This window comes from Actinomyces sp. (genome assembly GCF_030524025.1).
GTDB lineage: Bacteria > Actinomycetota > Actinomycetes > Actinomycetales > Actinomycetaceae > Actinomyces.
The window spans coordinates 72,986-97,021 of the sequence record NZ_JAUNHI010000002.1; the positions used below are offsets into that span (position 1 = coordinate 72,986).

Annotated in this window: 22 protein-coding genes and 1 pseudogene; 11 read left to right on the forward strand and 12 right to left on the reverse strand. The window is 71.2% G+C overall.

The window, feature by feature from the left end; translation table 11 throughout:
- The first annotated feature begins 149 nt into the window (after positions 1–149).
- Entirely contained in the window at positions 150–2,957 is a 2,808-nt protein-coding gene (locus Q4C85_RS01425; protein ID WP_303138867.1) for a hypothetical protein, read from the forward strand.
- 99 nt (positions 2,958–3,056) lie between these two features.
- Here Q4C85_RS01425 and Q4C85_RS01430 read toward each other — a convergent pair whose 3' ends face one another.
- From Q4C85_RS01430 to Q4C85_RS01440, 3 genes are all read right to left on the reverse strand, one after another.
- Positions 3,057–3,539, reverse strand: a complete 483-nt coding sequence (locus tag Q4C85_RS01430; RefSeq protein ID WP_303138868.1) for a DUF456 domain-containing protein — start codon at positions 3,537–3,539, stop codon at positions 3,057–3,059.
- A gap of 74 nt (positions 3,540–3,613) precedes the next feature.
- On the reverse strand, positions 3,614–4,276 hold the full coding sequence (locus tag Q4C85_RS01435) for a response regulator transcription factor (protein ID WP_303138869.1): 663 nt from the start codon (positions 4,274–4,276) through the stop codon (positions 3,614–3,616).
- Positions 4,273–5,637: an ATP-binding protein gene (locus Q4C85_RS01440; RefSeq protein ID WP_303138871.1), complete on the reverse strand. Its 1,365-nt coding sequence runs from the start codon at positions 5,635–5,637 to the stop codon at positions 4,273–4,275. Before Q4C85_RS01440 ends, Q4C85_RS01435 begins: the two co-directional genes overlap by 4 nt.
- A 138-nt stretch (positions 5,638–5,775) precedes the next feature.
- On the opposite strand from Q4C85_RS01440, the gene Q4C85_RS01445 reads away from it, so the two are divergent.
- Together Q4C85_RS01445 and Q4C85_RS01450 are read left to right on the forward strand one after the other, a co-directional pair.
- Positions 5,776–7,965 (forward strand): PspC domain-containing protein, encoded by a 2,190-nt coding sequence (locus Q4C85_RS01445; RefSeq protein ID WP_303138873.1) that lies wholly within the window; start codon positions 5,776–5,778, stop codon positions 7,963–7,965.
- 18 nt (positions 7,966–7,983) lie between these two features.
- Positions 7,984–8,334, forward strand: a complete 351-nt coding sequence (locus tag Q4C85_RS01450; RefSeq protein WP_303138875.1) for a hypothetical protein — start codon at positions 7,984–7,986, stop codon at positions 8,332–8,334.
- A 67-nt stretch (positions 8,335–8,401) separates the two neighbouring features.
- Here Q4C85_RS01450 and Q4C85_RS01455 read toward each other — a convergent pair whose 3' ends face one another.
- The 3 genes from Q4C85_RS01455 to Q4C85_RS01465 form a co-directional block, all read right to left on the reverse strand.
- A complete protein-coding gene (locus tag Q4C85_RS01455) occupies positions 8,402–8,986 on the reverse strand; it encodes a DJ-1 family glyoxalase III (protein WP_303138877.1) in 585 nt (194 codons plus the stop codon).
- Between the two features lie 114 nt (positions 8,987–9,100).
- A complete protein-coding gene (locus Q4C85_RS01460) occupies positions 9,101–10,606 on the reverse strand; it encodes an alpha-amylase (RefSeq protein WP_303139061.1) in 1,506 nt (501 codons plus the stop codon).
- 193 nt (positions 10,607–10,799) lie between these two features.
- On the reverse strand, positions 10,800–11,609 hold the full coding sequence (locus Q4C85_RS01465) for a S9 family peptidase (RefSeq protein WP_303138879.1): 810 nt from the start codon (positions 11,607–11,609) through the stop codon (positions 10,800–10,802).
- Positions 11,610–12,251: 642 nt separating this feature from the next.
- Between Q4C85_RS01465 and Q4C85_RS11715 the strand changes: the two are divergent.
- Together Q4C85_RS11715 and Q4C85_RS01475 are read left to right on the forward strand one after the other, a co-directional pair.
- Positions 12,252–12,524, forward strand: a pseudogene (locus Q4C85_RS11715) (MFS transporter); the annotation flags it as partial.
- A 154-nt stretch (positions 12,525–12,678) separates the two neighbouring features.
- Positions 12,679–13,362: an MFS transporter gene (locus Q4C85_RS01475; protein ID WP_368501394.1), complete on the forward strand. Its 684-nt coding sequence runs from the start codon at positions 12,679–12,681 to the stop codon at positions 13,360–13,362.
- A 97-nt stretch (positions 13,363–13,459) separates the two neighbouring features.
- Here the strand turns inward: Q4C85_RS01475 and Q4C85_RS01480 are convergent, their stop codons facing one another.
- Together Q4C85_RS01480 and Q4C85_RS01485 are read right to left on the reverse strand one after the other, a co-directional pair.
- A complete protein-coding gene (locus tag Q4C85_RS01480) occupies positions 13,460–15,886 on the reverse strand; it encodes a glycoside hydrolase family 3 protein (RefSeq protein WP_303138882.1) in 2,427 nt (808 codons plus the stop codon).
- A gap of 187 nt (positions 15,887–16,073) precedes the next feature.
- On the reverse strand, positions 16,074–17,063 hold the full coding sequence (locus Q4C85_RS01485; RefSeq protein WP_303138883.1) for a DMT family transporter: 990 nt from the start codon (positions 17,061–17,063) through the stop codon (positions 16,074–16,076).
- Between the two features lie 131 nt (positions 17,064–17,194).
- Here Q4C85_RS01485 and Q4C85_RS01490 point away from each other — a divergent pair, with 131 nt between their 5' ends.
- The gene (locus Q4C85_RS01490) at positions 17,195–17,794 is read left to right on the forward strand and encodes a TetR/AcrR family transcriptional regulator (RefSeq protein WP_303138885.1); all 600 of its coding nucleotides are present in this window, start codon (positions 17,195–17,197) and stop codon (positions 17,792–17,794) included.
- Between the two features lie 66 nt (positions 17,795–17,860).
- On the opposite strand, the gene Q4C85_RS01495 is transcribed toward Q4C85_RS01490, so the two are convergent.
- Both Q4C85_RS01495 and Q4C85_RS01500 read right to left on the reverse strand, forming a co-directional pair.
- Positions 17,861–18,292, reverse strand: a complete 432-nt coding sequence (locus Q4C85_RS01495) for an AraC family transcriptional regulator (RefSeq protein WP_303138887.1) — start codon at positions 18,290–18,292, stop codon at positions 17,861–17,863.
- Positions 18,256–18,780, reverse strand: coding sequence for an SDR family NAD(P)-dependent oxidoreductase (locus tag Q4C85_RS01500; protein ID WP_303138889.1), 525 nt, complete (start codon positions 18,778–18,780; stop codon positions 18,256–18,258). The genes Q4C85_RS01495 and Q4C85_RS01500 overlap by 37 nt, the downstream gene beginning before the upstream one ends.
- Positions 18,781–18,949: 169 nt before the next feature.
- Between Q4C85_RS01500 and Q4C85_RS01505 the strand changes: the two genes are divergently transcribed.
- A complete protein-coding gene (locus Q4C85_RS01505) occupies positions 18,950–19,459 on the forward strand; it encodes an SRPBCC family protein (protein WP_303138891.1) in 510 nt (169 codons plus the stop codon).
- An 81-nt stretch (positions 19,460–19,540) separates the two neighbouring features.
- On the opposite strand, the gene Q4C85_RS01510 is transcribed toward Q4C85_RS01505, so the two are convergent.
- Positions 19,541–20,395 carry a hypothetical protein gene (locus Q4C85_RS01510; RefSeq protein WP_303138893.1) on the reverse strand — a complete coding sequence of 285 codons (855 nt, stop codon included), beginning with the start codon at positions 20,393–20,395 and terminating at the stop codon, positions 19,541–19,543.
- A 201-nt stretch (positions 20,396–20,596) separates the two neighbouring features.
- Complete coding sequence (locus Q4C85_RS01515; RefSeq protein WP_303138895.1) at positions 20,597–21,529, reverse strand: substrate-binding domain-containing protein; 933 nt, start codon at positions 21,527–21,529, stop codon at positions 20,597–20,599.
- On the opposite strand from Q4C85_RS01515, the gene Q4C85_RS01520 reads away from it, so the two are divergent.
- From Q4C85_RS01520 to Q4C85_RS01535, 4 genes are read left to right on the forward strand one after another with little or no spacing between them, the layout of a single operon-like run.
- The gene (locus tag Q4C85_RS01520) at positions 21,528–22,169 is read left to right on the forward strand and encodes an ATP-binding cassette domain-containing protein (RefSeq protein ID WP_303138896.1); all 642 of its coding nucleotides are present in this window, start codon (positions 21,528–21,530) and stop codon (positions 22,167–22,169) included. The two genes, Q4C85_RS01515 and Q4C85_RS01520, sit on opposite strands and share 2 nt — an antisense overlap.
- The gene (locus tag Q4C85_RS01525) at positions 22,166–23,059 is read left to right on the forward strand and encodes an ATP-binding cassette domain-containing protein (protein WP_303138898.1); all 894 of its coding nucleotides are present in this window, start codon (positions 22,166–22,168) and stop codon (positions 23,057–23,059) included. Before Q4C85_RS01520 ends, Q4C85_RS01525 begins: the two co-directional genes overlap by 4 nt.
- Positions 23,056–23,334, forward strand: a complete 279-nt coding sequence (locus Q4C85_RS01530) for a hypothetical protein (RefSeq protein ID WP_303138900.1) — start codon at positions 23,056–23,058, stop codon at positions 23,332–23,334. The genes Q4C85_RS01525 and Q4C85_RS01530 overlap by 4 nt, the downstream gene beginning before the upstream one ends.
- A gap of 21 nt (positions 23,335–23,355) precedes the next feature.
- Positions 23,356–24,033, forward strand: a complete 678-nt coding sequence (locus Q4C85_RS01535) for an ABC transporter permease (protein ID WP_368501399.1) — start codon at positions 23,356–23,358, stop codon at positions 24,031–24,033.
- Positions 24,034–24,036: the final 3 nt, after the last annotated feature.

Sequence of the window (24,036 nt, forward strand, 5' to 3'; positions counted from 1 at the left end):
GGGGGATGCCGATGGGGCTGGTCGGTCACGACCCCCATCCTCGCACGGATCCCACTCGACCCGGCGCGGCGGGCGCCGTAACCGCTTCGAGGCCGAATCGGAACCGCGCGGTGCCCCGGCACCAGTCCCCGGTTCACTACGCTGCTGGGGTGCTGGATCCCCATCCTCGCCTCGGTTCCCTTTCCCTTCCTACCGCCCCCCGCCGCGCGGACAAGCCCCGTCCACGGCGGGGGGCGGCCCGGCTGGCCGTTGTCGTCCTGGCCGTGCTGGCCTGCCTGAGCACCGTCGTCGTCCCGGTCCGGGCGGTGGCGGCGGGGACGGTCGACCTCATCGTCCAGATGTCCGTGCCCGCCACCGCGGGGGCCGGCTCGGCCTTCGAGGCGACGATGACCATCACGAACCGGGGCGCCGACGCCGCCACCGATGTCGGGGTGTCCCTGGCCATGGACGCCGGGACGACCTCCATCGTGGCCACACCGGGCACGGCGACCTCCGGTGCGAGCCCCGCCGAGCAGCTGACGGTCTCGGGGACGACCGTGAGCGGCACGATCCCGACCCTGCCGCCCCTGGGCACGGTCACGGTCGTGGTCACCGGCCGCTACCCGGTCGCCTCCTCGGCCGCCTTCCAGGCCACGGCGACGGCGGGTCCCGCGGACACCGAGCTCGACCCGTCGACGAACTCTGTGACCCAGAACACCGCACTGGACCGGGGGGCCTCGGTGTCGGTGTCCAAGACCCAGGACCTGGCCACCGTCGCCTCCGGCCAGACCCGCACCTACACCGTCACCTACACCAACACCGGCGCCATCGACATCACCGGCCTCCGACTCACCGACTACTACACCCTCGGGGCCGCCCAGACCGGCACCACCTACTCGGTGTCCTGCGCCCCCTCCTCCACCGCCCCCTGCCCCAGCTGGGCCAACGGCACCACTCGAACATCAACCAACTCAACGGTGGTCTACATGTACTCCGACGGCACCGCCGACCTGCCCGTCGGAACCAGCCTCGTGCTGACCATCCCCATCACCACCACCATGGCCTGCCTGCCCACCGGCACCACCACCGCCACCAACTACACCAACTTCACCGCCCCTGCCGATGTGCAGCTCGCCCCCGGCGCCACCTCAGCCCGAGTCACCGGCAATTTGACCGCCCCGGTGTGCCCCACCGCCTCGGTGTCGGTGTCCAAGACCCAGGACCTGGCCACCGTCGCCTCCGGCCAGACCCGCACCTACACCGTCACCTACACCAACACCGGCGCCATCGACATCACCGGCCTCCGACTCACCGACTACTACACCCTCGGGGCCGCCCAGACCGGCACCACCTACTCGGTGTCCTGCGCCCCCTCCTCCACCGCCCCCTGCCCCAGCTGGGCCAACGGCACCACTCGAACATCAACCAACTCAACGGTGGTCTACATGTACTCCGACGGCACCGCCGACCTGCCCGTCGGAACCAGCCTCGTGCTGACCATCCCCATCACCACCACCATGGCCTGCCTGCCCACCGGCACCACCACCGCCACCAACTACACCAACTTCACCGCCCCTGCCGATGTGCAGCTCGCCCCCGGCGCCACCTCAGCCCGAGTCACCGGCAATTTGACCGCCCCGGTGTGCCCCACCGCCTCGGTGTCGGTGTCCAAGACCCAGGACCTGGCCACCGTCGCCTCCGGCCAGACCCGCACCTACACCGTCACCTACACCAACACCGGCGCCATCGACATCACCGGCCTCCGACTCACCGACTACTACACCCTCGGGGCCGCCCAGACCGGCACCACCTACTCGGTGTCCTGCGCCCCCTCCTCCACCGCCCCCTGCCCCAGCTGGGCCAACGGCACCACTCGAACATCAACCAACTCAACGGTGGTCTACATGTACTCCGACGGCACCGCCGACCTGCCCGTCGGAACCAGCCTCGTGCTGACCATCCCCATCACCACCACCATGGCCTGCCTGCCCACCGGCACCACCACCGCCACCAACTACACCAACGTCGTCGCCCCCACCGGCATACAGCTCGCCCCTGGCGCCACCTCAGCCCGAGTCACCGGCAGCTTGCGCACAACGGACATCACGACGACGACAAGGGTCTCGACCAGCTCGCCCGAGCCGGGCGAGGAGCTGACCGTGTCCTCGGAGATCTCCAACCGATGCGGTGCCACGACCAATGTCCCGGTCACCATCACCCTTCCCGAGGGCGGATTGACCGTGGCCGACGGGGCGACCCCCGTGTGCACGGCCGCCGGGGGCGCGACCTGCCCGACGGACCTGCTCTACGATCCCGCAAGCCACACGGTGACCGGGACGGTGCCCTCCGTGCCCGCGGGCGGCTCCGTCGTCATCTCGCTGACGGGTCGGGCGGGGGTCATCCAGTCCCTCGGCTCCTCACAGCTCGTGACGACAAGCGCCCCCGACCCCTGGGACCTCACGCCGACGACGAACACGTCCTCGACGACCTACGCCTACCGCAACACCCGCACCGATGTCACGGTCATCCACCGGGTCGAGGGGCTTCCCGCCACCGGGGCACCCGAGTCGATGACCTTCACCGGAACCCTGTCCTGCCAGGCCTCGGGCACCCATCCCGTGTCCGTGACCATCCCGGCGGGCTCCACCGAGGCCCGCACGACGGTACTGGCCGCGGTGTGGCTCAAGGACACCTGCACGATCACGGTCGAGCACCCCGAGGCCCCGACAGGACTGTCCTGGGTCACGGGCACCCAGGCGAGCGTGACCGAGTCGACCGGGGAGGTGAGCGCTCCGGTGGAACGACGCTACACCTGGGTGCTCACCGACCAGCCGCAGAGCTTCCCCCTCGTGCCGCCCCTGCCGCTGACCGGCGGCACCCCGGCGGACACCCTCACCATCGTGGGGGCGGGCATGGTCTTCCTCGCCCTCGTCCTGGCCGCCCTGCGGCGCCGCGCCCCTCACCGAGATCGGGACTAATGACACCTCGAGATCGGTGGATATGGCACCTCGAGGTGCCATATCCACCGATCTCGGCGAGGGGGTGGGGCCCCGACTCGTGGCGGCGGGCTGGCACGCTCAGCCGACGATGAGCGCAGCCACCCAGGCGGTGGCCGCCACGAGGCACCCGCCGAGCTCCAGGACGATGGCCAGCCCCTGGGCCTTGACCGCCTCCCAGGCGGCGGCACGGGCGGCGCGCTCCTGGCCCAGGCGCTGGAGCTCCCACAGGTAGACCCCGAGGGTGAAGCCCAGGGGCAGGCCGACGACCGGGACGAGGAAGAAGCCGAGGACACCTGCCGCACCGCCCACGAGCAGGGAGCGTCCGGGCACGCCCGCGCGGGTGAGCCGGCGCCCGACCAGCACGTACTTGCCGACGCCCGTCACGATGATCGCGGCTGCCGAGACCGCCAGGGCCGCCCAGGCGGCGCCTCCCCCGGTCAGGACGGCCCACACCGCCACCGCCGCCAGGACGAGCAGGGGGCCGGGGTAGACCTGGGTCAGCGCACCACCCAGCCCCACGAGGATGACGAGTGCGACGACGACGTTGAGCGCAATCTCCACGACCCAAGGCTCCCACACCGGCCAGGGCGATCACACCCGACCGGCACCCGGTTCGTATGCGCCCCGCGACCGGCTCACACGATGCGCCGCGCCGCCGCCCACCGGGTCAGCTCGTTGCGGTTGGACAGCTGGAGCTTGCGCAGCACGGCCGAGACGTGGGTCTCGACGGTCTTGACCGAGATGAAGAGCTCGGAGGCGCACTCCTTGTAGGTGTAGCCGCGGGCGATGAGGCGCATGACCTCGCGCTCCCGCGATGAGAGGCGGTCGAGCTCGGAGTCGGCCACCGCGAGCTCCCCGGCGCCGGTCCCGAAGGCGTCGAGGACGAAGCCCGCCAGGCGCGGGGAGAAGGCGGCGTCACCGGCGGCCACCCGCCGCACGCCCTGGGCGAGGTCCTCGGTCGAGATCGCCTTGGTCACGTAGCCGCGAGCGCCCGCCCGGATGACCCCGACGACGTCCTCGGAGGCGTCGGAGACCGACAGCGCCAGGAAGCGGGTGCCCGGGACGTCGCGGCAGGCGCGGACCACCTCGGCCCCGCCCCCGCCCCCGCCGCCGGGCAGGTGGACGTCGAGCAGAACGACGTCGGGTCTCAGGGCGTGGACCGCGGCGACGGCGCCCTCGACGTCGTCGGCCTCGGCCACGACGTGCAGGTCCGGGGCGTGGGCGGTCAGCTCGGCGCGCACGCCGGCGCGCACGAGGGCGTGGTCGTCGACCACGAGCAGGTTGAGCGGCTCGCTCATCTCACGAAGACCTCCGTGTCCTCAAGGTGGTGACCGGCTGCGGTGTGCCCGGGCGGGGCTCCGGCGGGCAGGGACAGGTGAATCTCAGTGCCCTGCTCGAGGCGTCTGAGGAGGGCGGCGCCGCCGTGGCGCTCCATCCGGCCGATGATCGACTCGCGCACCCCGTGGCGGTCGGGGGCCACCTGCTCGAGGGTGAAGCCCGGACCGCGGTCGCGCACGAAGACCTCGAGGCGCTCGGCGGTGATCTCGGCGTAAACCGACACCGGCGCCCTGCCGTGCCGCACGGCGTTGGACAGCGCCTCGCGGGCGGCCGCGACAATGACCTCCGTGTCGCGGTCCGGGGCGCGGTCCCCCACGATGACGAGGTCGATGGGGACTCCGTGGAGGTCCTCGATCTCCCCGATGAGGTCCCGTAAGGCGTCCCCCACGGAGGTCCCCGCGGCAGGGCGGTCGCTATAGAGCCAGGCGCGCAGCTCGCGCTCCTGGGAGCGGGCCAGACGGGCGACGGTCTCAGGCTCATCGGCCCGCTTGCGGATAAGAGTGAGGGTCTGGAGGACCGAGTCGTGGAGGTGGGCGGCGATGTCGGCGCGCTCGGCCTCGCGCGCCTCGGCGGCCCGTGTCGCGGCCAGGGCGCGGTTGGTGCGCAGCCACAGGGGTGCCAGGACCATGCCGATCCCCGCGACGAGGACACCGCCGATCAGGGCGCCGGTCAGCAGGTACCGCAGGGAGATGTCGGTGCCGATCCAGGCGAGGATGCCCAGGGCGGACAGGGCGACGCCGGCGGCGAGGCGGACCATCGCGCCGCGGTCGCGGTGCGGGCCGGTGACGGCGTCGACCTGCGCCCAGGACAGGGCGGCGCCCGCCGCGACGACCATGGCGGGCAGGAACCATCCCGAGCCCTCGAGCAGTCCCCGGCGCCACAGGACGACCGCGCCGGCGGCCAGGAGCAGGGCGGCCCCCGCCAGCAGGAACCGCAGCCGGGGGGAGGAGGCATTACGCATGTCGATGCTGCCGACCCCGAGCCGGCCGGCGAGGCGGGCGCGCGCCGCGGGGATGGTCCCGGCGGCCTCGGCCCGCGGGTCGCCGACCGGAACGACCAGCCACAGCAACGCGTAAAGCAGGAACCCGCTCGCCCCCACCGCCGAGATCAGGACGAAGGCCAGACGCACCCTGGCCACGGGCAGCCCGAGGTGATCGGCGAGCCCCGCGCACACCCCGGCCAGGACCCTTCCGCCGGGGGGCCCGCCCTCGGGGCGGGTGCGCGCAGGGCGGCGCAGCGGCAGCCGCGGCGCTGCGGGCCGACCGGTCCTCCATGAGGCGGCCTTCGGGGCGCCGGTCGTCACGGTCTGCGGGGTCGTCATGGGGACATCGTGGCACGGGGGCAGGCGCTGCACGCCGGTCCCCGACCCCGCAACCAGGGGCCGTCGCGGTGATAGTCCGGGACCGTTCAGGGGAACCCCTGATCCCGTCGGGACGAGCCCGGGGGCGACCATGGAGGCATGCACGACGCCACACACGACCCCGAGCCCGGCTCCCCCACGGACCCGCCTGCCGGTCCCGGCCCCGCCGAGGTGCCGAGGCCCGCCGAGAGCGGGCCGGCCGGCTCCCACCAGGCGCCGCCGGCTGCGCCACCCGGCTGGCAGGGCACCGCCGGCCCGCCTCCCGTCTCCCCGCCCCCCGGGTGGCAGGGCGCGCCCCGCCAGAGCACCACCGAGGGCTTCTTCGCCTCGATCCGGCGCACGGGCATGGTGCGCACCGATCAGCGCTGGGTCGGGGGCGTGGCCGGCGGTGTGGCCCGCCGCCTCGGGGTCGACCCGGCGCTCGTGCGCTGCGTGTGGGTCGTCGTCACGCTCCTGACCGGCCTGGGTCTCATTGTCTACGGCCTCGGTTGGGCGCTCATGCCCGACGAGCGCGACGGGCGCGTCCACCTCGAGCAGGCGCTGACCGGCGACGTCGACGCCGGACTGGCCGGCGCCATCGCGGCGTTCATCGCAGGTATTGCGCTGCTCGACACCTCCCTCATCCCGCATTGGCCGCTGGTCTTGTGGGACAGCTCGGGCCTCATCGCCGCCTTCTGGGCGGTGCTGTGGACCGGGGTGATCCTGTGCCTCGTGCTCTGGCTCGTCCGACGCTCACGCCGGGCGCGCTCGGGCCGGCACGGAGCCGGTCCGGGGATGCCCCCGCCCGGCACGACGACGGGCGTCCCGGCCTCGACGCCTCCTCCTGCGGGCTGGCAGCATGCCGCCTGGGCCGAGGGTGCGATGGCGGCCGGCGCACGTGGCGCCCAGGGGGCGGCACCCGCCACCGATCCGGCGGCCCCGCCCGCCGAGGGGCCGCCGGCGGCCGACGCGGGAGTCCCCGTGGGCGCCGGGACGACGCCGCGGGCATCGGCGCAACCCGGGTGGGCGCCGCCGGCTCGGCCCGCGCCCTACACCGCCTCCCAGCCGGTCCCGGTCGTCGCGCCGCGCCCCGCCCCGCCCCGCCCCCGCGTGCCCGGGCCCGGCCGCGCCCTCGGCCTCGTTGTGGGCGGTTTGATCTTCTTGACGATCGCGGGCCTGGGGCTCGCCGACCGGCTCTCCCTCATGCACCCCGCTGTCACGGCGTTCCTGTACGTCGCCGGGATCACCGCGCTGCTCGGTCTGGGGGTTATCATCTCGGGGCTGCGCGGCCGCCGGGGAGGCTGGATGACCGGGGCGGGCTGGCTCGCCGCCTCCGTCTGCCTGCCGCTCATCGCCGTCGGCTCCTTCCTTCCTCCCGGCGACATGCCCACCTCGCTGCGTGTGGGGTCGACGACCCTGACCTGGCAGGACATCTCCGCCGAGCTGGCGGAGGCTCCCGCCGACCCCGACGCCGTCGTCGACCTTAAGGACTACGCGGCCGGCGACATCACCCTCGACCTCAGCGACATGCCCGCCCAGGCGCTCGGCACCGACCGGACGGTGCGCCTCCAGGTCGGTGCGGGGACGGTCACCGTCCTGGTCGGCCCCGACCAGCCGGTCGTTGTCGACGCCTCGGTCGGCGCCGGTCAGATCACGACCGCGGTGACCCAGGGGTGGATCCTGGACGGGACGCCCGTGGAGGACGAGGGCGGCGTCATGTCCTGGAACGACGGGACGACCGTGGACGGTGAGGAGGTGATCCGGTACGACACCTCCGTCGATGGCACGAACACGACCGCGCGCCTGGTCTCCCCGGCTGCCCAGGACGCCACGGGCGCCCTGACCGTGAGCGCCGAGGTCGGCACCGGCATGGTGACGGTCAGCTCCCTGCAGGGCGTCGTGACCTGGGAGGGCAACGCCGACGAGACTGTCTGGATCGTCGAGGGCTGGACCAGCGCCTCGGGCCGCTGGTCCGAGGCCGTCGAGGGCATCGCGGCGCCGGGGATGACGCACAGCGTCATCAGCGACGACAGGGTCGAGCAGTGCCTCGAGCGCGCCTGGGCGCAGGAGGATGCCGACCCGGAGGACAACCACGGGCTGTCGTTGAGCACCGAGGAGCGCGCACGCTACGACGAGTGCGTCAACGAGGTCCTGGCCTCCGGGCGGGGAGTGTCCGCCCCAGCCGCCTCGGCGAACCCGACGGCGACCGCGCCCTCGGCGGAGCCCTCGCCGGCGCCCTCAGGCACCCCGACTCCCGCGGCCACCGCCTCGAACAGCCCGGCGACCGCCTCGCCCACCGCGACCAGCTGACACCTCAGGAGGACCCTCATGACCTCGACGAACGACCCGGCTCTCGAGCCGGCTGACAACCCGACCAACGACCCGGCTGAAAACCCGGCTGACAAACCGGCCGACCCCGCCGCATCGGACACCGACCCGGTCGACCGGGTGTGGAGCGCCTCGAGCCTGGAGGCCGAGCCGCCCGGCGCCCCGAGCCGGAGACCCCGCCGCGGCACCGTGACCTGGGGCTTGCTCCTGTGCCTCCTTGCCGGACTGCTGGCCGCCATCAGCCTGGGCATGCGCATCGACATCGTGGCCGTCGGCATCATCGTGCTGGCGGGTGCGGGCATCGCCCTGCTGGCCATGGCGCTGTTGCCCGGCAGCCGGTCTCGGGGCTGAACGACCGGGGGCGCGGGTGAGGCGGTCGGACCCGCCTCACCCGCGCCCCGCTGCACGGTGCGGCGTCTCAGCCCTGGTGGACGATCGCGGCTTTGAGGCGGTCGACCGCCTCCTCGTCGAGCAGCATCCGGACGATCTCGAGGCCGAAGTCGACGGCCGTGGCCATGCCTCGGCTCGTGACGAGGTTGGCGTCCACGACGACGGGCTCCTGGCTCGTCACGGCGCCGTGGGCATCCAGGACGTGGAGGAAACCGGGGTTGGCGGTGGCGCGGCGGTCGGTGAGCAGGCCGAGCTCGGCGAGGATCGAGGGGGCGGCGCAGATGGCCGCCAGCGGGAGGTCGGCGCCCATCCTGCGGGAGACCTCCTCGACGACGACCGGGTTGGAGCGCAGGTTGGGCGTGCCCGGCAGACCCCCGGGCAGGACGAGCATCGTGTAGGAGGCGAGATCAGCCTCCGACAGGAGGGCGTCGCAACGCACCGTGATGCGGTGGGAGGAGGTGATCTCCAGGTCCTCCCCGACGGCGAGCATGTCGACGTCGATCCCCGCGCGGTACAGGACGTCGACAACCGCCAGGGCCTCGACCTCCTCCAGGCCCGGGGCGATGAGAACGGCGACGGTGGCCTCGGTGGACAGCTGGTCGGGGGTGGGCACGGTTCCTCCTGCGGGCTTGCGGGGGCGCCCGGTGCGGGCGCCTGGAACGACCCTACTCGCGCCTGCCACGGCGGGGTAGCGCCGGCCCCGGTGCGGGGAAGGGCGGGCCCGGACTCAGCGCACGGTGGTCAGCAGGTGGAGATCCCGGGCGAGCAGCGGCTCGGCGGCCTGCGGGACGTAGACCGACAGCCCGCCGTCGGACACCGGCAGCTCGAGGGTGCCGTCCTCCTCGACGACGACCGCCCCGTGCCCGCCGATGACGCTCACCCAGGTGCCACCGGCGTGCCTGACGCCGACCTCGACCCGGCAGGTCGCGGCCCTGCGGTCCGAGACGACGACAGCCACGCCCGAGGCGGGGTGGTCCTGGTCGCCCTCGCGGGCGAAGGCGATGAGGTCGGGGGCCGCGAAGGCGTCGTGCTGGGGGCCGTGGGCCAGGCGCCGACGGGCCTGCATGAGCATGGGCAGGTCGGTGACGGCCGGGATGTCCCCGGTCTCGGGGGTCCCGAAAAGGTCGCCCCAGAAGACGCAGGGGGTGCCCTGGGCCCGCAGGAGGATGAGGGCGTAGGCGGCAGGCTTGAACCACGGTGCGACGGCCGACTGGAGGGACTGGCCGGGCTGGGTGTCGTGGTTGTCGACGAAGGTGACCGCGTGGGCGGGGTCCTGCTCAACGAGCGTGCCCTCGAAGAGGCGCGACAGGTCCACCTCTCCCCCCGAGCAGGAGGCCCGGTGGAGCTGGAAGTGCAGCGGGGTGTCGAACAGGCTCATGACCGGGTCCGGGCCGAGGTAGGCGCGCAGCTCGGCGACGTCGCCCGACCAGTACTCCCCGACCGCGGGCAGCGCCGTGCCGGTGGAGCGGCGCATCTCGGGCAGCCAGCTCCGGTAGAAGTCCCAGGACATGTGCTTGAGGGCGTCCAGGCGCACGCCGTCGACCCCGGTGGTCTCCAGGAACCACCGGCCCCAACGGGTCAGCTCGGCGATGACCCGCGGGTCGGCCAGGTCGACATCGACGCCCATGAGGTAGTCGAAGTTGCCGTGCTCGGCGGTGACCTGGTCGTCCCACTCCTTGCCCTCGAAGAGCCACACCCCCGCGCGCCCCTCGATGTCGTCCCAGTCGGCGCCGGTGAAGCAGCGCCAGTCCCAGGTGGCCTCGGAGTAGGCGCCACCGCGGCCGGGAAAGATGAAGCGGGTCCATGCCTTGACCGTCGTGGGTCCGGACAGGCGGCGGGTGCGGTCGGCCGGGTCGACCTCGACCGCCATCACCTCCTCCAGGGCGTCGGCGCCCATGCGGTGGTTGAGGACGATGTCGGCCAGCACTGTCATGCCCGCCTCGTGCAGCGCCCGGACGGCGGCGAGGTACTCATCCCTCGTCCCGTACTTGGTGGCGATGGTTCCCTTCTGGTCGAACTCACCCAGGTCGTACAGGTCGTAGACCCCGTAGCCGACGTCCGCGGCGCCGGCCTGCCCCTTGTAGGCCGGCGGCAGCCAGATGGCGCTCACCCCGGCGCTGGCCAGGAGGTCGGCGTTGTCGGTCAGGAGCCTCCAGTGGGAGGAGTCGGCCGGCAGGTCCCAGGCGAATCCCTGGAGGAGGATGGGGTTGTCGGCCGCCGACGGCGGCGGCAGGGGTCCGGCCGGCGGCTGCGGGGGACCAGAAGGCGGCTGCGTAGATCCGGCTGGCGCGGCTGGGCGGTCGTTCACAGGAACCGATCCTCCCACGCCCTCCTCCCCCGCGAGATCGGGCCTTATGTCACCTCGGGTTCGGGACATATGACACCTCCAGATCGGGAGATATGGCACGCCGGGCACCAGCCACCGATCAGTCCTCGAGGACGCCCGCCCAGGACAGGAACTCGGCCGAGGCCTTGACTGCCGACTCGAAGCGCTCCCCTCCGAAGCCGTGCCCGGCGCCGGGTACGGGGATGAGGCGAGCATCCGGCAGGGCCCGCAGCGCCGCCTCGGAGACCTCGATCGGCACGTCACGGTCGAGCTCGCCGTGGACGAGCAGCACCGGGCGGCGCAGGGCCGACAGCTGGGCATCGACGTCGAGTCCCCACATGTCCTGGGCGTACCGGCGTCCCAGGACCATCTGCCCGTTGTCGACGGCGTGGCTGAAGGTCTGCGGGACCGCCGCGGGGGTGGCGAAACGGGCCCGCAGTCCCGCCGGTGCACGCAGAGCCGGGTACCACAGGACGAGGGCCGCCACCTGGGCGGGGCGACGGGCCGCCGCGAGAGTGGCGACGAGGCCGCCCAGGGAGCGGCCGAACAAGGCGGTACGGCCGGTGTCGACGAACGGCCATGACCAGGCCGTGGCCAGGATCGCCTCGAGGTCGGCCAGCTCGGTGAGCACCGACATCCCGGTGGTGGCCCCGGCGGTGGGGGCGCCCCCGCCGCGAAAGGTGGGGCAGACGGTGACGGCGCCTGCCGCCGCCAACCGTTGGGCAACCGGTGCCACGCGCAGACCGGACTCCCCCAGGCCGTGGCAGCACACGACCAGCGGGGCGCGGGTGCGCCCGGCGGCCGCCGCGCGGGGGACGTAGACGAGGGCCTGGACCGTGGGCCCCAGCACTCCGGGTTCACCGGCCCCGGGCACCGGCGCGCTCATCTCGCGGGTGAGGTAGTCATTCACCCCGGCATTGTGCCCCGCGGCGGGCCCGGGCGCTCACCGCGCTGGGGCCCGGTGGTGCGCGAGGCCGAGGCTGTCGACGGCGACGGTCCGTATTTCGGTACATCGCATCTCAGGGCGCCAAACGACCACCCGGGCCGCCCGGTGTGATGGATCATGGTTGCTGCGGTTGCTCTCATGCGATGGCACCTGGTCGGTGCCTCATCGTGCCCCGCACCCCTGCATCTGTCCACGATCCCAGACATCCGACACCCGCCCTCGTACCCGACCGGGCCCCTGCTCCGGGGACGGGCCAGACCGACCACACCCCGGTACCCCGCCACAACGCTCCGCACCGCTGGGTTTCGTTCATCCCACTGCCACCTCGCTTCCTTGATCAGGAACACCGGCGACCGGTGACACGACCGCACCCCACCCACCCGAGCTATCCGAGATACACCGTCTCAACGAGGAGACCCCATGACCACGCACATCCCGTCGAACCGGGGCACCGCCGCGACCCGGGAAGAGATCGACGAGTACTTCGCGCCGCCGACCAAGGCCGTCCGACCGCATATCGTGGCGGCCTACCTGCTGGCGCAGCTCTTGTTCTTCATCGCCCTCATGGGACCCGCCATCGTGGGAATTCAGGTCAAGGCGATCAATATGTTCCCCGATGACACCGCCGCTCAGGCCTCCGCGATCTCGACGATCGCGGGCCTGGGGGCGCTGGGGGCGGTCGTCGCCAACGTCGTCTTCGGCCAGATCTCGGACCGCACCACCTCGCGGTGGGGACGGCGCCGGCCCTGGTTGGTCATCGGCATCCTGGCGATGACGGTGGGCCTGTGCATCATGGGGCTGTTCAACACGGTGCCGCTCGTGGCCCTCGGCTGGCTCACCGCCCAGATCGGCGCCAACGCCACCCTGGCCCCCTTCGTCGCCGTCCTGTCCGATCAGGTCCCCGCCTTCCAGCGGGCCCGCATCTCTTCGTGGATCTCCATCCGCGGTTCTCGTCGCCACCTTCCTGGCCGAGGTCCTGCGCGACCATCTCACGATCCTGTTCATCGTTCCGGCGATCCCGGCCGTCCTGTTCATGGTCTACTTCGCCTTCGTCCTGCCGGACAAGCCACTGCCCGTGCGCCCCGCGCCCTTCCGCCTCATCGACATGCTCCGGACCTTCTGGGTCAACCCGGTCGCCCACCCCGACTACGCCCTGGCCTGGTGGGGCAGGTTCCTCATCACCTTCTGCTCCTTCGCCTTCACCACCTACCGCCTCATGTACCTCATCCACCGGGTCGATCTCGACATGGCCCAGGCGACCCGGGCAGTGACCATCTCGGTGTTCATCTACTCGATCGCGCTCATCGGAGCGAGCTTCGTCGGCGGGATCCTGTCGGACAGATTCCGCCGTCGTAAGATCTTCGTCCTGCTCGCCTCGGTGCTATTCGGCATCGGCGTCGTCATGCTGGCGCACACGACAACGCTGCCCATGTTCTACGCTGTCGAGGCCGTCATGGGGCTCGCCTACGGCGTCTACATCGCTGTGGACCTCGCCCTCGTCGTCGACGTCCTGCCCAACCCGGACAACGCCGGCAAGGACCTCGGGGTGTTCAACATCGCCAACGCCCTGCCCCAGTCGCTGGCACCCTACCTCGCCCCCTTCTTCCTGGGGATCGGGTCGGCGGACAAGACCAACTACCCTGCCCTGTGCTATATGGCGGGGGTCTGCGCGATCATTGGCGGCCTCCTCGTCATCCCGATCCGTAAGGTCAAGTAGCCCGGGACGGTAGACAAAAGCCGGGAGGCGAAACCCGGGGGCCGAGGGCCAGGAGGGTTCGGGAATGTACCTGGCCCGGGCCCCCGGGACGACAGGCTCAGCGTGCAAGCCTCCAGGACATGCGCACGACGCGGGCCGCCTGCCGTTCGAGACGCTCGCGGGTCAGCCTCGCCCCGGACTCCGAGCCGCCGGCCAGGGCTGCGAGGACGTCCTGGCGGTCCTCCTCGCAGCCGGGCATGAACAGCTCGTTGCCGGCGGCGACGGTGGCGCCCGCGGCGGCGCGCGGGTGCTTGAGGTCGGTGCGGGTCATGGAGTACACCACCCAGTCGGTCATGACCAGGCCCTCGTAGCCCCACTCCTTGCGCAGGATCGTCTCGAGCAGCTCGGCCGACTCCGAGGTGTGGACGCCGTTGATGAGGTTGTAGGAGGTCATGAGGGCGTGCGGCTGGGCCTCGCGGACGCAGATCTCGAAGGAACGCAGGTACAGGTCGCGCGCGGCCCGCTTGGAGATGAGGCTGTTGGAGTTGAGGCGGTTGGTCTCCTGGTTGTTGAAGGCGAAGTGCTTGACGGTGACGCCGCGACCGGGGTGCTGCTGGAGGCCGCGGGTGATGCCGGCGGCGATGCGGCCCGACAGCAGCGGGTCCTCGGAGAAGTACTCGAAGTTGCGTCCGCACAGGATCGAGCGGTGCAGGTTGAAGGCGGGGGCGAGCCACAGGTGGGCGCCGAAATGCTCCATCTCGGCTCCCACGAGGTCGCCGTAGACGGCCGCGAGGGCGGGGTTCCAGGTCTGGGCGATGGCGGTGCCGATGGGGATCGCGGTCGCGTACTGCTCGTAGGTCGAGTCGGGAGTGCGGTCCTCCTCGACGGCGCCCAGGGCCGCCAGGGAGTCATCGTCCATGAGGTCGCCCATGAGGCCGCCAAAGGCGTTGCCGATCGGGAAGGCTCCGCGCTCGTCGACACCGACCTCGGGGGTCAGGCGCAGGCCGGCAGGGCCGTCGGGCATGACCAGCGGCGGGACGCCGTCGACGCGGGTGCTGGTCTGGCCGGCGGCACCGATGAGGGAGGAGGCGGCCTGGCCGATGATCGACTGCTTGTCGGCCGCCTCGGCGTAGTCGCCCAGGACGAGGTAGGACAGCTGGTCGTCGGTGAGCCCGCGCACGAACTCGAGCTCCTCGGCCAGCTCGACGGGGGGCTGGGTGTCCTCGCGGCGCAGGTCGACCGCCGCCACGGCCAGACGGACGGCGTCGGCGGGCAGGTCGACGGCGACGGGCGACTCCGGGCGCCAGTCGGTGAAGCCGGGGTCGCCCAGGACGTCGTGAAGCTCGCGCACGACGGCGGTCTCGGCGAGCTCGACGACTCCGGCAACCGTGGTGGCGCGGCTCGAGCTGCCCACGCGGACCACGTAGTCGCCGGCCTCCAGGACGGTGGCGGCCTTGGCCTCGTCGTAGGAGGCCAGGTCGGTCAGGTCGAAGGAGACCGTGGCCTCGGCGGTGGCGCCGGCGGCGATCTCGGCGGTCTTGGTGAAGCCGGCGAGCGCCTGGTAGGGCTGGTCGAGGTCGCCCGCGGGCACGGAGACGTAGACCTGGACGACCTCCTTGCCGGGGTGCGTGCCGCGGTTGACCACCGGGAGGGTCACGGTGACCGTGGAGCCCTCGATCGAGGCCGTGGCGGTGCCGAGCTCGAAGGAGGTCCAGCCCAGACCGTGGCCGAAGGGGAAGAGAGGCTCGGTGCCGACCGAGTCGAGGTGGCGGTAGCCGACGTAGACGCCCTCGCGGTACTCGGTGTCGTCGGGGTCGCCGAAGGTGCCAACGGCGGGGTAGTCCTCCCAGGCGGCCCAGGTCGTGGCGAGCTTGCCCGAGGGGTAGGCCTTGCCCAGCAGGACGTCGGCGAAGAGATCGCCGGTGGCGGCGCCGAGCTGGGAGACGATGAGGATGTTGGCGACGTCCTTGACGGGGCCCAGATCGACGGGGCCGCCGACGTTGAGCACGAGGAGGAAGGGCTTGTCGGCGGCCTCGAGCGCGCGAATGTCGCGGATCTCGGAGTCGGTGAGCAGGACGTCGCCGGCCTCCGGCCGACGGTCGGCGCCCTCTCCGGAGTCGCGGGACAGGACATAGATCGCGACCTCGCCGTCGCCGTCGAGGGGCAGGTCGACGACGGGCGCCGGGGCCACGGCGCCCATGCCGAAGAAGATGGCCGGTTGGCCGGCCTCCTTGGCCCGAGCCTTGAGGTCGGCGACGAAGTCGGTGTAGACGGCGTCGGCAAGGGCGTCGTAGCCCTCGAGCCAGGCCCCGGTGGTGATCTCGAAGCCGGCGTTCCTCAGCCCCTCCTCGATGGTGACGACGTGGCGGGAGTTGACGTCGCCCGAGCCGGTACCGCCCTTGACAGTGCGGCGCACACCGGCGCCGTAGGCGTCGATGCGGCAGGGCTCCGCCAGTGGAAAGGTCCCGTCACCCTTGAGCAGGACCATGGACTCTGGGGCGCCCGCCCTCACAATCGCGAGGTGGTCGATCTCGAACTGCTTCACGTGTGGCTCCTTGTCAGCCGTTGCTTCTCAACCGCCACGTCGACTGTGCGTCGGTGGAGACGCCGTCCCGATCGTTGGGTCTCCCATGAGGTTGGAGTGATCCTCCTCTCATCTGGCATGCCAGTCAACACCGTGTCCCGGAAGCTGCTGGATCGAGTGCGTCCCAGATCCGGGGCCCAGCCCCAAGCTATCGAGACGAGGACTGCTCCGTGGGCATGACGAGCCTGCTCCCCACCGCCATGAGCACCACCGCGAGGAGGAATGCCGGGCCCGGGGCCGTGCGGAACAAGACCCAGGACAGGCCGGCGCCGATGAACGGGGCTACCGCGTAGAAGGCGGCGGTTCGGGCGGCGCCAAGCCCTCGCTGCGCCGCGACGTACAGGGTGATGGACAGCCCGTAGGCCAGGAATCCGAGCAGCAGACTGATACCGATCGTGCTCGCACCGGGGACCCGCTCACCGGCCAGGGCGGCGACGACCAGCGCCCCACTCCCCGACCCCAGGCCTTTGACGATGACGATCTGGACGGGGTCCTTGTCCGAGATCCGCTGGGTGCAGTTGTTCTCAAGCCCCCAGCAGGAAGCGGCTGCCAGCACGAGCACCGAACCCGTGGAGAAGCGCAGCGCTCCACCGCCGTCGAGCGACAACAGGGCGCAGGCGGCGGTGATCGTGCCGATGCCCACCCACAGCCGCAGGTCGTGACGCTCGCCGAAGAGCAGTGCCGCGATCACCGTCGTCGCTACGATCTCGAAGTTGTTGAGCAGCGCGACGTTGGCCGCCTCGGCGCGATCCAGACCGAACAGGAGGAGGATCGGGGCGAGGATGTCGAGACCGACCATGACGACGACGTAGGGAAGGTCCTGCCTGGACAGGGATCGTGCGCCATGGCCCTGCCGACCTCCTGCGGGCAGGGCACGCAGAAGCGCGATGACCGCCATGCCGCCGCCCGCACCGAGGTAGAGCAACGCGGCCAGGACACCCGGTTCGGCGTCGTCGAGGAGCGTCTTGGCCACCGGAGTGCTCAGGGCGTACAGGGCGGCGGCGAGCAGCGCCCAGACGACATACCGCCGCAAAGACGCAGGACCGGGCGATGAACGCGTGGCGGGCCGACCGTCTGACACCATGGTCTCCATGGACCCGACGGACTCGACCGACTCGACCGACTCGACAGACTCCATGGGCATGGTCTACCGCGCGGCGGCCCTCATCTCCACGCACAGATGTCCCCTGCCGTCCGTCACCGGACACCAGGGGCGTTTTGTCCGCCACGTGCCACCGCTCCACCGCACCACCACCAAGGCGACTCCACGTGACCCCCATCGACAGCCCTAGGCGTCCGGACCGCCGCCGTGCGCGCACACGTCGCGCCGTCGAGCGAGCCTTCATCGAGCTGGTCGGCGAGAAGGGCTACGCCGGACTGACCGTCCAGGAGATCCTCGACCGTGCCGACGTGGGCCGGTCGACCTTCTACACCCACTTCCACTCCAAGGAGGATCTCCTCGGCCTCGTCGTCGTGTCGATCTGCGACCACGTCCTGGCCCCGAGCGCGCCGGAGGTCACCCACGACTTCACCACCCGACGGGCACCGGTGGACATCGTCGAGCACATGCTGACCCACGTGGCCGAGGAGGGCTCGGCCGTGCGCGCGCTCCTGGCCGGAGGGACCGGCGCTCCCCTCGTCCAGCGCCTGCGACAGGCACTGACCGAGCGCGTCGGCACGATCTTCCCCGACGTGCTGTCCTCAGGCGGACCGCGCCCTCCCGGCGAGGACTCCTTCCTGCGCCACCACCTGGCCGGGACGGTGGTCGAGGCGATCCTGTGGTGGTCTGACGAGGGCTTCCGCACCCCGGCGGGCACTGTGGCCAGGCGTTGCCTGGCGGTGACCGAACCGCTCAGGCACCACCGCTGACCGGGCGTCGGCGATCGGCCGCACCCGGCGGCCGGCAGCAGGCGTGCTCGCCCCCGGGAGGCCGCCTCAGACGCCGGCCGGCGCCGCGGAGGCATCCCCGCTCCCGTGGGCGCGGAACTGGCCGACGGTCGTCCCCGCCCAGGTGCGGAAGGCGCGGTGGAAGGAGTTGGGCTCGGCGTAGCCCAGGAGGAAGGCGACGTCCTCGACCCCGCAGTGCCCCGAGGCAAGGAGCTCGACAAGAGCAGCCCCGACGCGGGCCGATGTGGTCTCCCCCGGCCCCATGTCCGCCAGCCGCCGCCGCATCTCGGGCTCGACATAGGCCCACATGGCGTCGTTGCGGGTGATGAAGGGTGCGGACATGTCCTGCTCGGCGAAGGAGACCGTGTCCTCCTGGCCGCGCCGAGCCACGGTGCCGAGGAAGGCCGCGACCTGCCCGTCCGGGGCGCCGGGGTCGCGCATGGTCACGGCCAGCGGGACCACCGGCAGGCCGGTGGCCACGCGCAGGAGGGCGGTCGAAGACGCGTGCCGGCAGCACCGCGTGCACCGCCACGAGCGGCTTGGCTCCGAATCCCACGAGGTAGCGGGTCCGCGGCCTGCGGGAGCGCACCGCCCTGGAGACGGCGGGCCTCGGCCAGCGGCACGTCCTCGATGGCCCCGTAGGAGCCGTAACCGGCGTTGTTGACCAGGATGTCGACTCGGCCCTCGGCGGCGACAATGGTCTCGACGGCCCGGGTGCAGGAGTCCTCGTCGATGACGTCGAGGGCGAGCGGGGTCACCCCGAGGGCGCGCAGCGGCTCCATCCGCTCGACGCGGCGTGCACCGCCGTAGACGCGGTGCCCCTCCCGGGCGAGTCCCGAGGCGATCTCGTAGCCGATGCCGCTGCTCGCCCCGGTGACCAGGACGACCTTGGTGTCCGTTATGTGTTCCTCTCCTGGCCCGTCGCCGGGCCGTGTTGCTGGTGATGGCGATGACGCTATCGGGCACAACGCGCCAGCGGATCACCGCGGATCTCCAAGGCGCCCCACGTCGTCATCCGATCGTGCCACCGGCCGACTCCGTCGGCGCCTCCGCCAGAGGCTCACCGGCCGCCCGCAACCGCCGACCCCTGTGGAACCGATCATCTAGGTTGGAGTCTGACGACGGAGGAGGACCACCGTGATCCACAACATCCATGAGCGCGTCATCGCCGCACCGGCCGACCGCCTCGGCCCGCTCCTGGACGGTCTGGGCCGTCCGGGCGACCGCCTGTGGCCCTCGGAGCGGTGGGATCCGATGGTCCTCGACCGCCCGGTCCAGGTGGGGGCCGACGGCGGGCACGGCGCGATCCGCTACGTTGTCTCCGAGCACGAGCCCGGGCGCCGGGTGCGTTTCACCTTCTGCCAGGCCACCGGTATCGAGGGCTTCCACGAGCTGAGCATCACCGAGCTGGACGCCGGGCGCTGCCGCGTGCGGCACGTGCTGCACGGGCGGCCCACGGGGCGGATGCGACTGCTGTTCCGCCCCGTTGTCGAGCCCCTGCACGACGCGGTGGTCGAGGATCTTCTCGACAACGCCGAGAGGGTGTCGACCGGGACCGTGAGCCGACCCGGCCGCCGGACATGGCGGGCCCGGCTCTGGTCGCGGCTGGTCGAGCGGCCTCGAGGCGGGGGCAACACCCGGGGGTGACGCTCAAGGCCATCGAAGGCCCAGCCGGCACGGCCGCGTTAATAATTCCACCCATACCTCCACGGGCACCGAGCCGCCAGATTACTGGACGGCGACGAAGACCGTGTCCTCCAACAGACCGGGTTCCACCGCGATAACGCCGTCCGTGGCGCGGTCCGAGGGGATGGACAAGACAATATTGCCCTCCACAGTACCACCGGCATAGAGAGTAGTCATCGTGTCAATGGCATCGGGCGCGACCGCCATCGTGTCGAGACCATCAATGGTCACTCCGTCGGGAGACACGTAATTCACCGTGACCCATGCCGGAACCTGACCCTCGGGATCATCTCCGATGTAAGTCACAGTATAATTGATGAGGATGTACTCCTCGCCCGCCGGAGGCTGCTCATTAAACATGTTCTCGGAAAGCACGGCGTCGTTGGCGGCGAAGGTGACGGAGTTGACGACCACCTTCCACTCCGCGCTAGAGATCTCAGTCCCCAACGGCAGTGGGTTCTCGCGGGTGCCGGCCTCAGCCTCAGGCGACGCCTCGACAACGTCCTCCGTCTCCGCCGAGCCCGCAGCAGCGGACCCCACGTCGGCCGCGTCCTTGGTCCGGACGACGGCGACCGATCCCTCGGAGTCACCACCCGCGGCATCGTCGACAGCATCCGCCACGACGACGAGGAACACAACTCCGCCCACGACCGTGCCCAGGACGGACACGATGATGGCAGTCACGCCCTGCCATTGGCTCTCCCCGCGACGGAATAGGGACACGATACCCAAGATGAAGGAGACCGGGAGGAGGATCCATCCGATGATGAGCGCCCCGGGAACGCAAGCGAAGAGGAAGCCGACGGCAGCCATGACCAAGGCGACAACACCGAGGGTATTGCTGCGCCTCCTCATCGCAGGAGGAGCGGGAACGGGGGCATGTAAGGGAACACTCATGTCGAGTCCTAACGATCATCCTTGACGTGGGAACAGCGCTGGGTACGCCACAGGCAATACTACTCCGAATCTCCGGCACGGCGGTCGGAACCGGCTGACCGTTGACGCCTCACTGGTTACAATTCGATATCCCTTGCACAAAGCCCGTCACTCAGCAACAACCGACCACCAGGACGGGGCGCTCGTTCCGTGGACCGGAGGTCAGTGCGCCGGGCAGCCAATCTCCCCGCTGCCCCGGCACACGAGCTCGGTGGGCACGACGAGGTGCTCAGGGCCCTCGGTGGACCCGGCCAGTCTGGCGAACAGCCGCTCGGCGGCCTGGCGCCCCATCGTCCGCGGTTGCTGGCGCACGACCGTCAGGCCCGGGTCGAGCACGTCGGCCAGCGGGAGGTCGTCGAAGCCCACATGGGCGACGGTGCGGCGCAGACCCAGGGCGCTCAGGGCGTGGACGGCTCCCTCGGTCAGGAGGTTCTGCCCGCTGAACACCGCGGTGGGAGGCTGCGGCGAGGCCATGACCTCCTCCAGGGCCGCGCGAGCCGCCTGGGCCCCGACGAGCCCGGACAGGACCAGGGCCCCCGAGGCGTCCAGGCCGGCAGCGGCGTAGGCGTCGAGAAAGCCCCGGCGCCTCTCGACGGCGGTGGCCACGTGAAGCCGCTCGGTGAGCAGGACGATCCGGCGGTGGCCGCGCTGGAGGAGATGGGCGGTCGCCCGCTGCGAGGCCGATCGGGTGTCGGAGGTCACGCAGTCGACGGCGGGGCCGCTCGGGGTCCGGTCGACGAAGACGATGGGCACATCGAGACGGGCGACCCGGCGCAGGGCCGAGCCGTCGGCGGTCGTTGTGTTGACGATGATGCCGTCGACATGACGGCGGATGGAGTCCTCGACCGCCGCGACCTCCCGCTCGGGCTCCTCGTCCAGGCTCGAGGCGAGCACAGCCACGTCGTGGGCGCGCGCGACATCCTCCACCCCGCGGTGGATCTCCCCGGCGAAGGGGTTGTCGACGCTGGCCACGAGCAGGGCGATCGTGCGCGTGGCCCGACCGCAACTGCGGAGCGCCCCACCGCCGACCATCCGCCTGCGCGCCCCGAGGCGCGCCGGCCGGGCCGGCACCGCCACGCAACGGAGCACAGACATGGCACAACAAGCACGACCAGACCCAGGGCCCCCTCGACTCCGGCTCACCGACGTCTCCAAGACCTTCCCAGGGGTCACCGCGTTGATCGGGGTCTCCTTCGATCTGCGACCGGGAGAGGTCCACGCGCTGGTCGGGGAGAACGGCGCAGGCAAATCGGCCCTCGTCAAGATCCTCACCGGCATCCACGCCGACTTCGACGGGACCTACGAGTACGACGGCGTCCCGGCGCGTTTCCGGTCGATCCGGGACGCCCAGCAGGCCGGGATCTCGATCGTCCACCAGGAGCTCAACATGATGGCCGACCTCACGGTCGCCCAGAACATCTTCATCGGCCGGGAGTCCGACTCCCTGCTCATCTCGGACCGGGTACTCAATGAGCGCGCTGGCAGGCTCATCGAGGAGCACGACATCGGGGTCTCGCCCCGGGCGCTGCTGCGCGACCTCAGCGTCTCCAAGGCCCAGCTCGTCGAGATTGCCCGCGCACTGTCCTTCCCGTCCCCCCAAGTGCTCATCCTCGATGAGCCGACCGACTCCCTGTCCGAGGCCGACAGCGCCGAGCTCCTGCGCCGGGTCGGCCGCCTGCGCGACCGGGGGGGGTCTCGATCATCTACATCTCCCACCGCATGCACGAGGTCATGAGCATCGCCGACCGCATCACCGTCCTGCGCGACGGCGCCAACGTCGGGACCCTCACGGCCGGCGACACCAGCCTCGACCAGATCATCGAGCTCATGGTCGGGCGCCAGGTCATCAACGCACCCAAGGCCCGCTCCTCGGTGCCGCCCGACGCCGGGGTCGTGCTCGCCGCCAGCCACCTGACCTCCCGCGTCGTCAAGGACGTGTCCTTCGAGCTACGGGCCGGGGAGGTCCTCGGCTTCGCGGGCCTCGTGGGCGCCGGGCGCACCGAGACGATGCGCCTGGTGGCGGGGGCCGACCCGGTGGCATCGGGCTCGATCACCGTCCACGGACGCCGGGTGTCCTTCCGCAGCCCCCGGGACGCCATCGCCGCCGGCATCGCCTACCTGTCGGAGGACCGCAAGCGCTACGGGCTCGTCACCGGGCTGTCGGTCGCCGACAACACCGCACTGGCCTCCTACGACCGCCTGAGCCTGGGGCCTATCGTGCGCGAGGGCAGGGTCCAGGCCACCGCCCGCCGCTACATCGAGTCCCTGCAGATCCGAACCCCCTCCCCGGGCCAGCTGGTGCGCAACGTCTCCGGAGGCAACCAGCAGAAGGTCGTGCTGGCCAAGTGGCTCCTGCGCGATGTCGAGATCCTCATCTTCGACGAGCCGACGCGGGGGATCGACATCGGCGCCCGCGCCGAGATCTACCAGCTCATCCGCGACCTCGTCGCGGCCGGCAAGTCCATCCTCCTGGTCTCCTCGGACCTCGACGAGGTCCTCCACCTGTCCGACGGTGTCGTCGTCATGCGTGAGGGGCGCAAGACCGGCGAGGTCGACATCTCCCAAGCATCCCCCGTCTCAATCATGGAACTGCCGACCAAGCAGGAAGAAGGTCAGGCCGCATGAGTCTCCACCTCCCCACCATCAGACGCTCCACGCCCCTACCGATGCAGCAGATCATGGCGCTGGCCGCCCTGCTCATCCTCTACGTGTTCTTCTCCATCTTCGGCAGCCACTTCCTGTCCACCGGCACCTTCGTGTCCATCCTCGACTCCTCCTACTACATCGGCTTCCTGGCCATCGGGATGACCTTCGTCATCATCACCGCCGGCATCGACCTGTCCTCGGGCACGGTCATGGTCGGATCGGCCCTCATCGGCGGAGTCGCCTACAACGTCTGAGGCCTGCCGATCCTCCTGTCCCTGCTCATCGTCCTGATCACGGGCACGGCTTTCGGCGCGGCCAACGGCGTGCTCGTCGGATTCTTCCGACTGCCACCCTTCATCGCCACCCTGGGCATGCAGTTCGTCTCGCTGGGGCTGTGCGCGGTCTTCTCTCAGGTCCAGACCTACCCGAGCCTGGGATCCCAGGACGGCTGGTTCAAGACCGTGCTGTACAAGGCGGACAACTTCCCCATCGGGGTCCTGTGGCTCGCCGGATTCTTCGACATCGCCTGGTTCATCCTCACCCACACCTGGCTCGGCCGGTACACCTACGCCATCGGATCCAACGAGGAGGCCGTCGAACTCTCCGGCGTCGTGGTCTCGCGGTGGAAGTTCCTCGTCTATGTCCTCAACGGGTTCTCCTGCGGGCTGGCCGGCGTCATCTACGCCGCCACCTTCTCCTCGATCACGCCCCAGACGGGCAACGGCCAGGAGATGTACGCGATCGCCGCCTGTGTCATCGGCGGCACCTCGCTGGCAGGGGGCATCGGGTCCCTGTGGGGGACCATCATCGGGGTCTTCGTCATCTCCGTACTCAAGACGGGTCTGCTGTCCATGGGACTTCCCGTCCAGTGGCAGCAGGTCCTCATCGGCGTCGTCGTCGTCCTGGCGGTGCTGCTCGACGTCATCCGCTCCCGGCGATCGCGCCGCAGCTGAGGA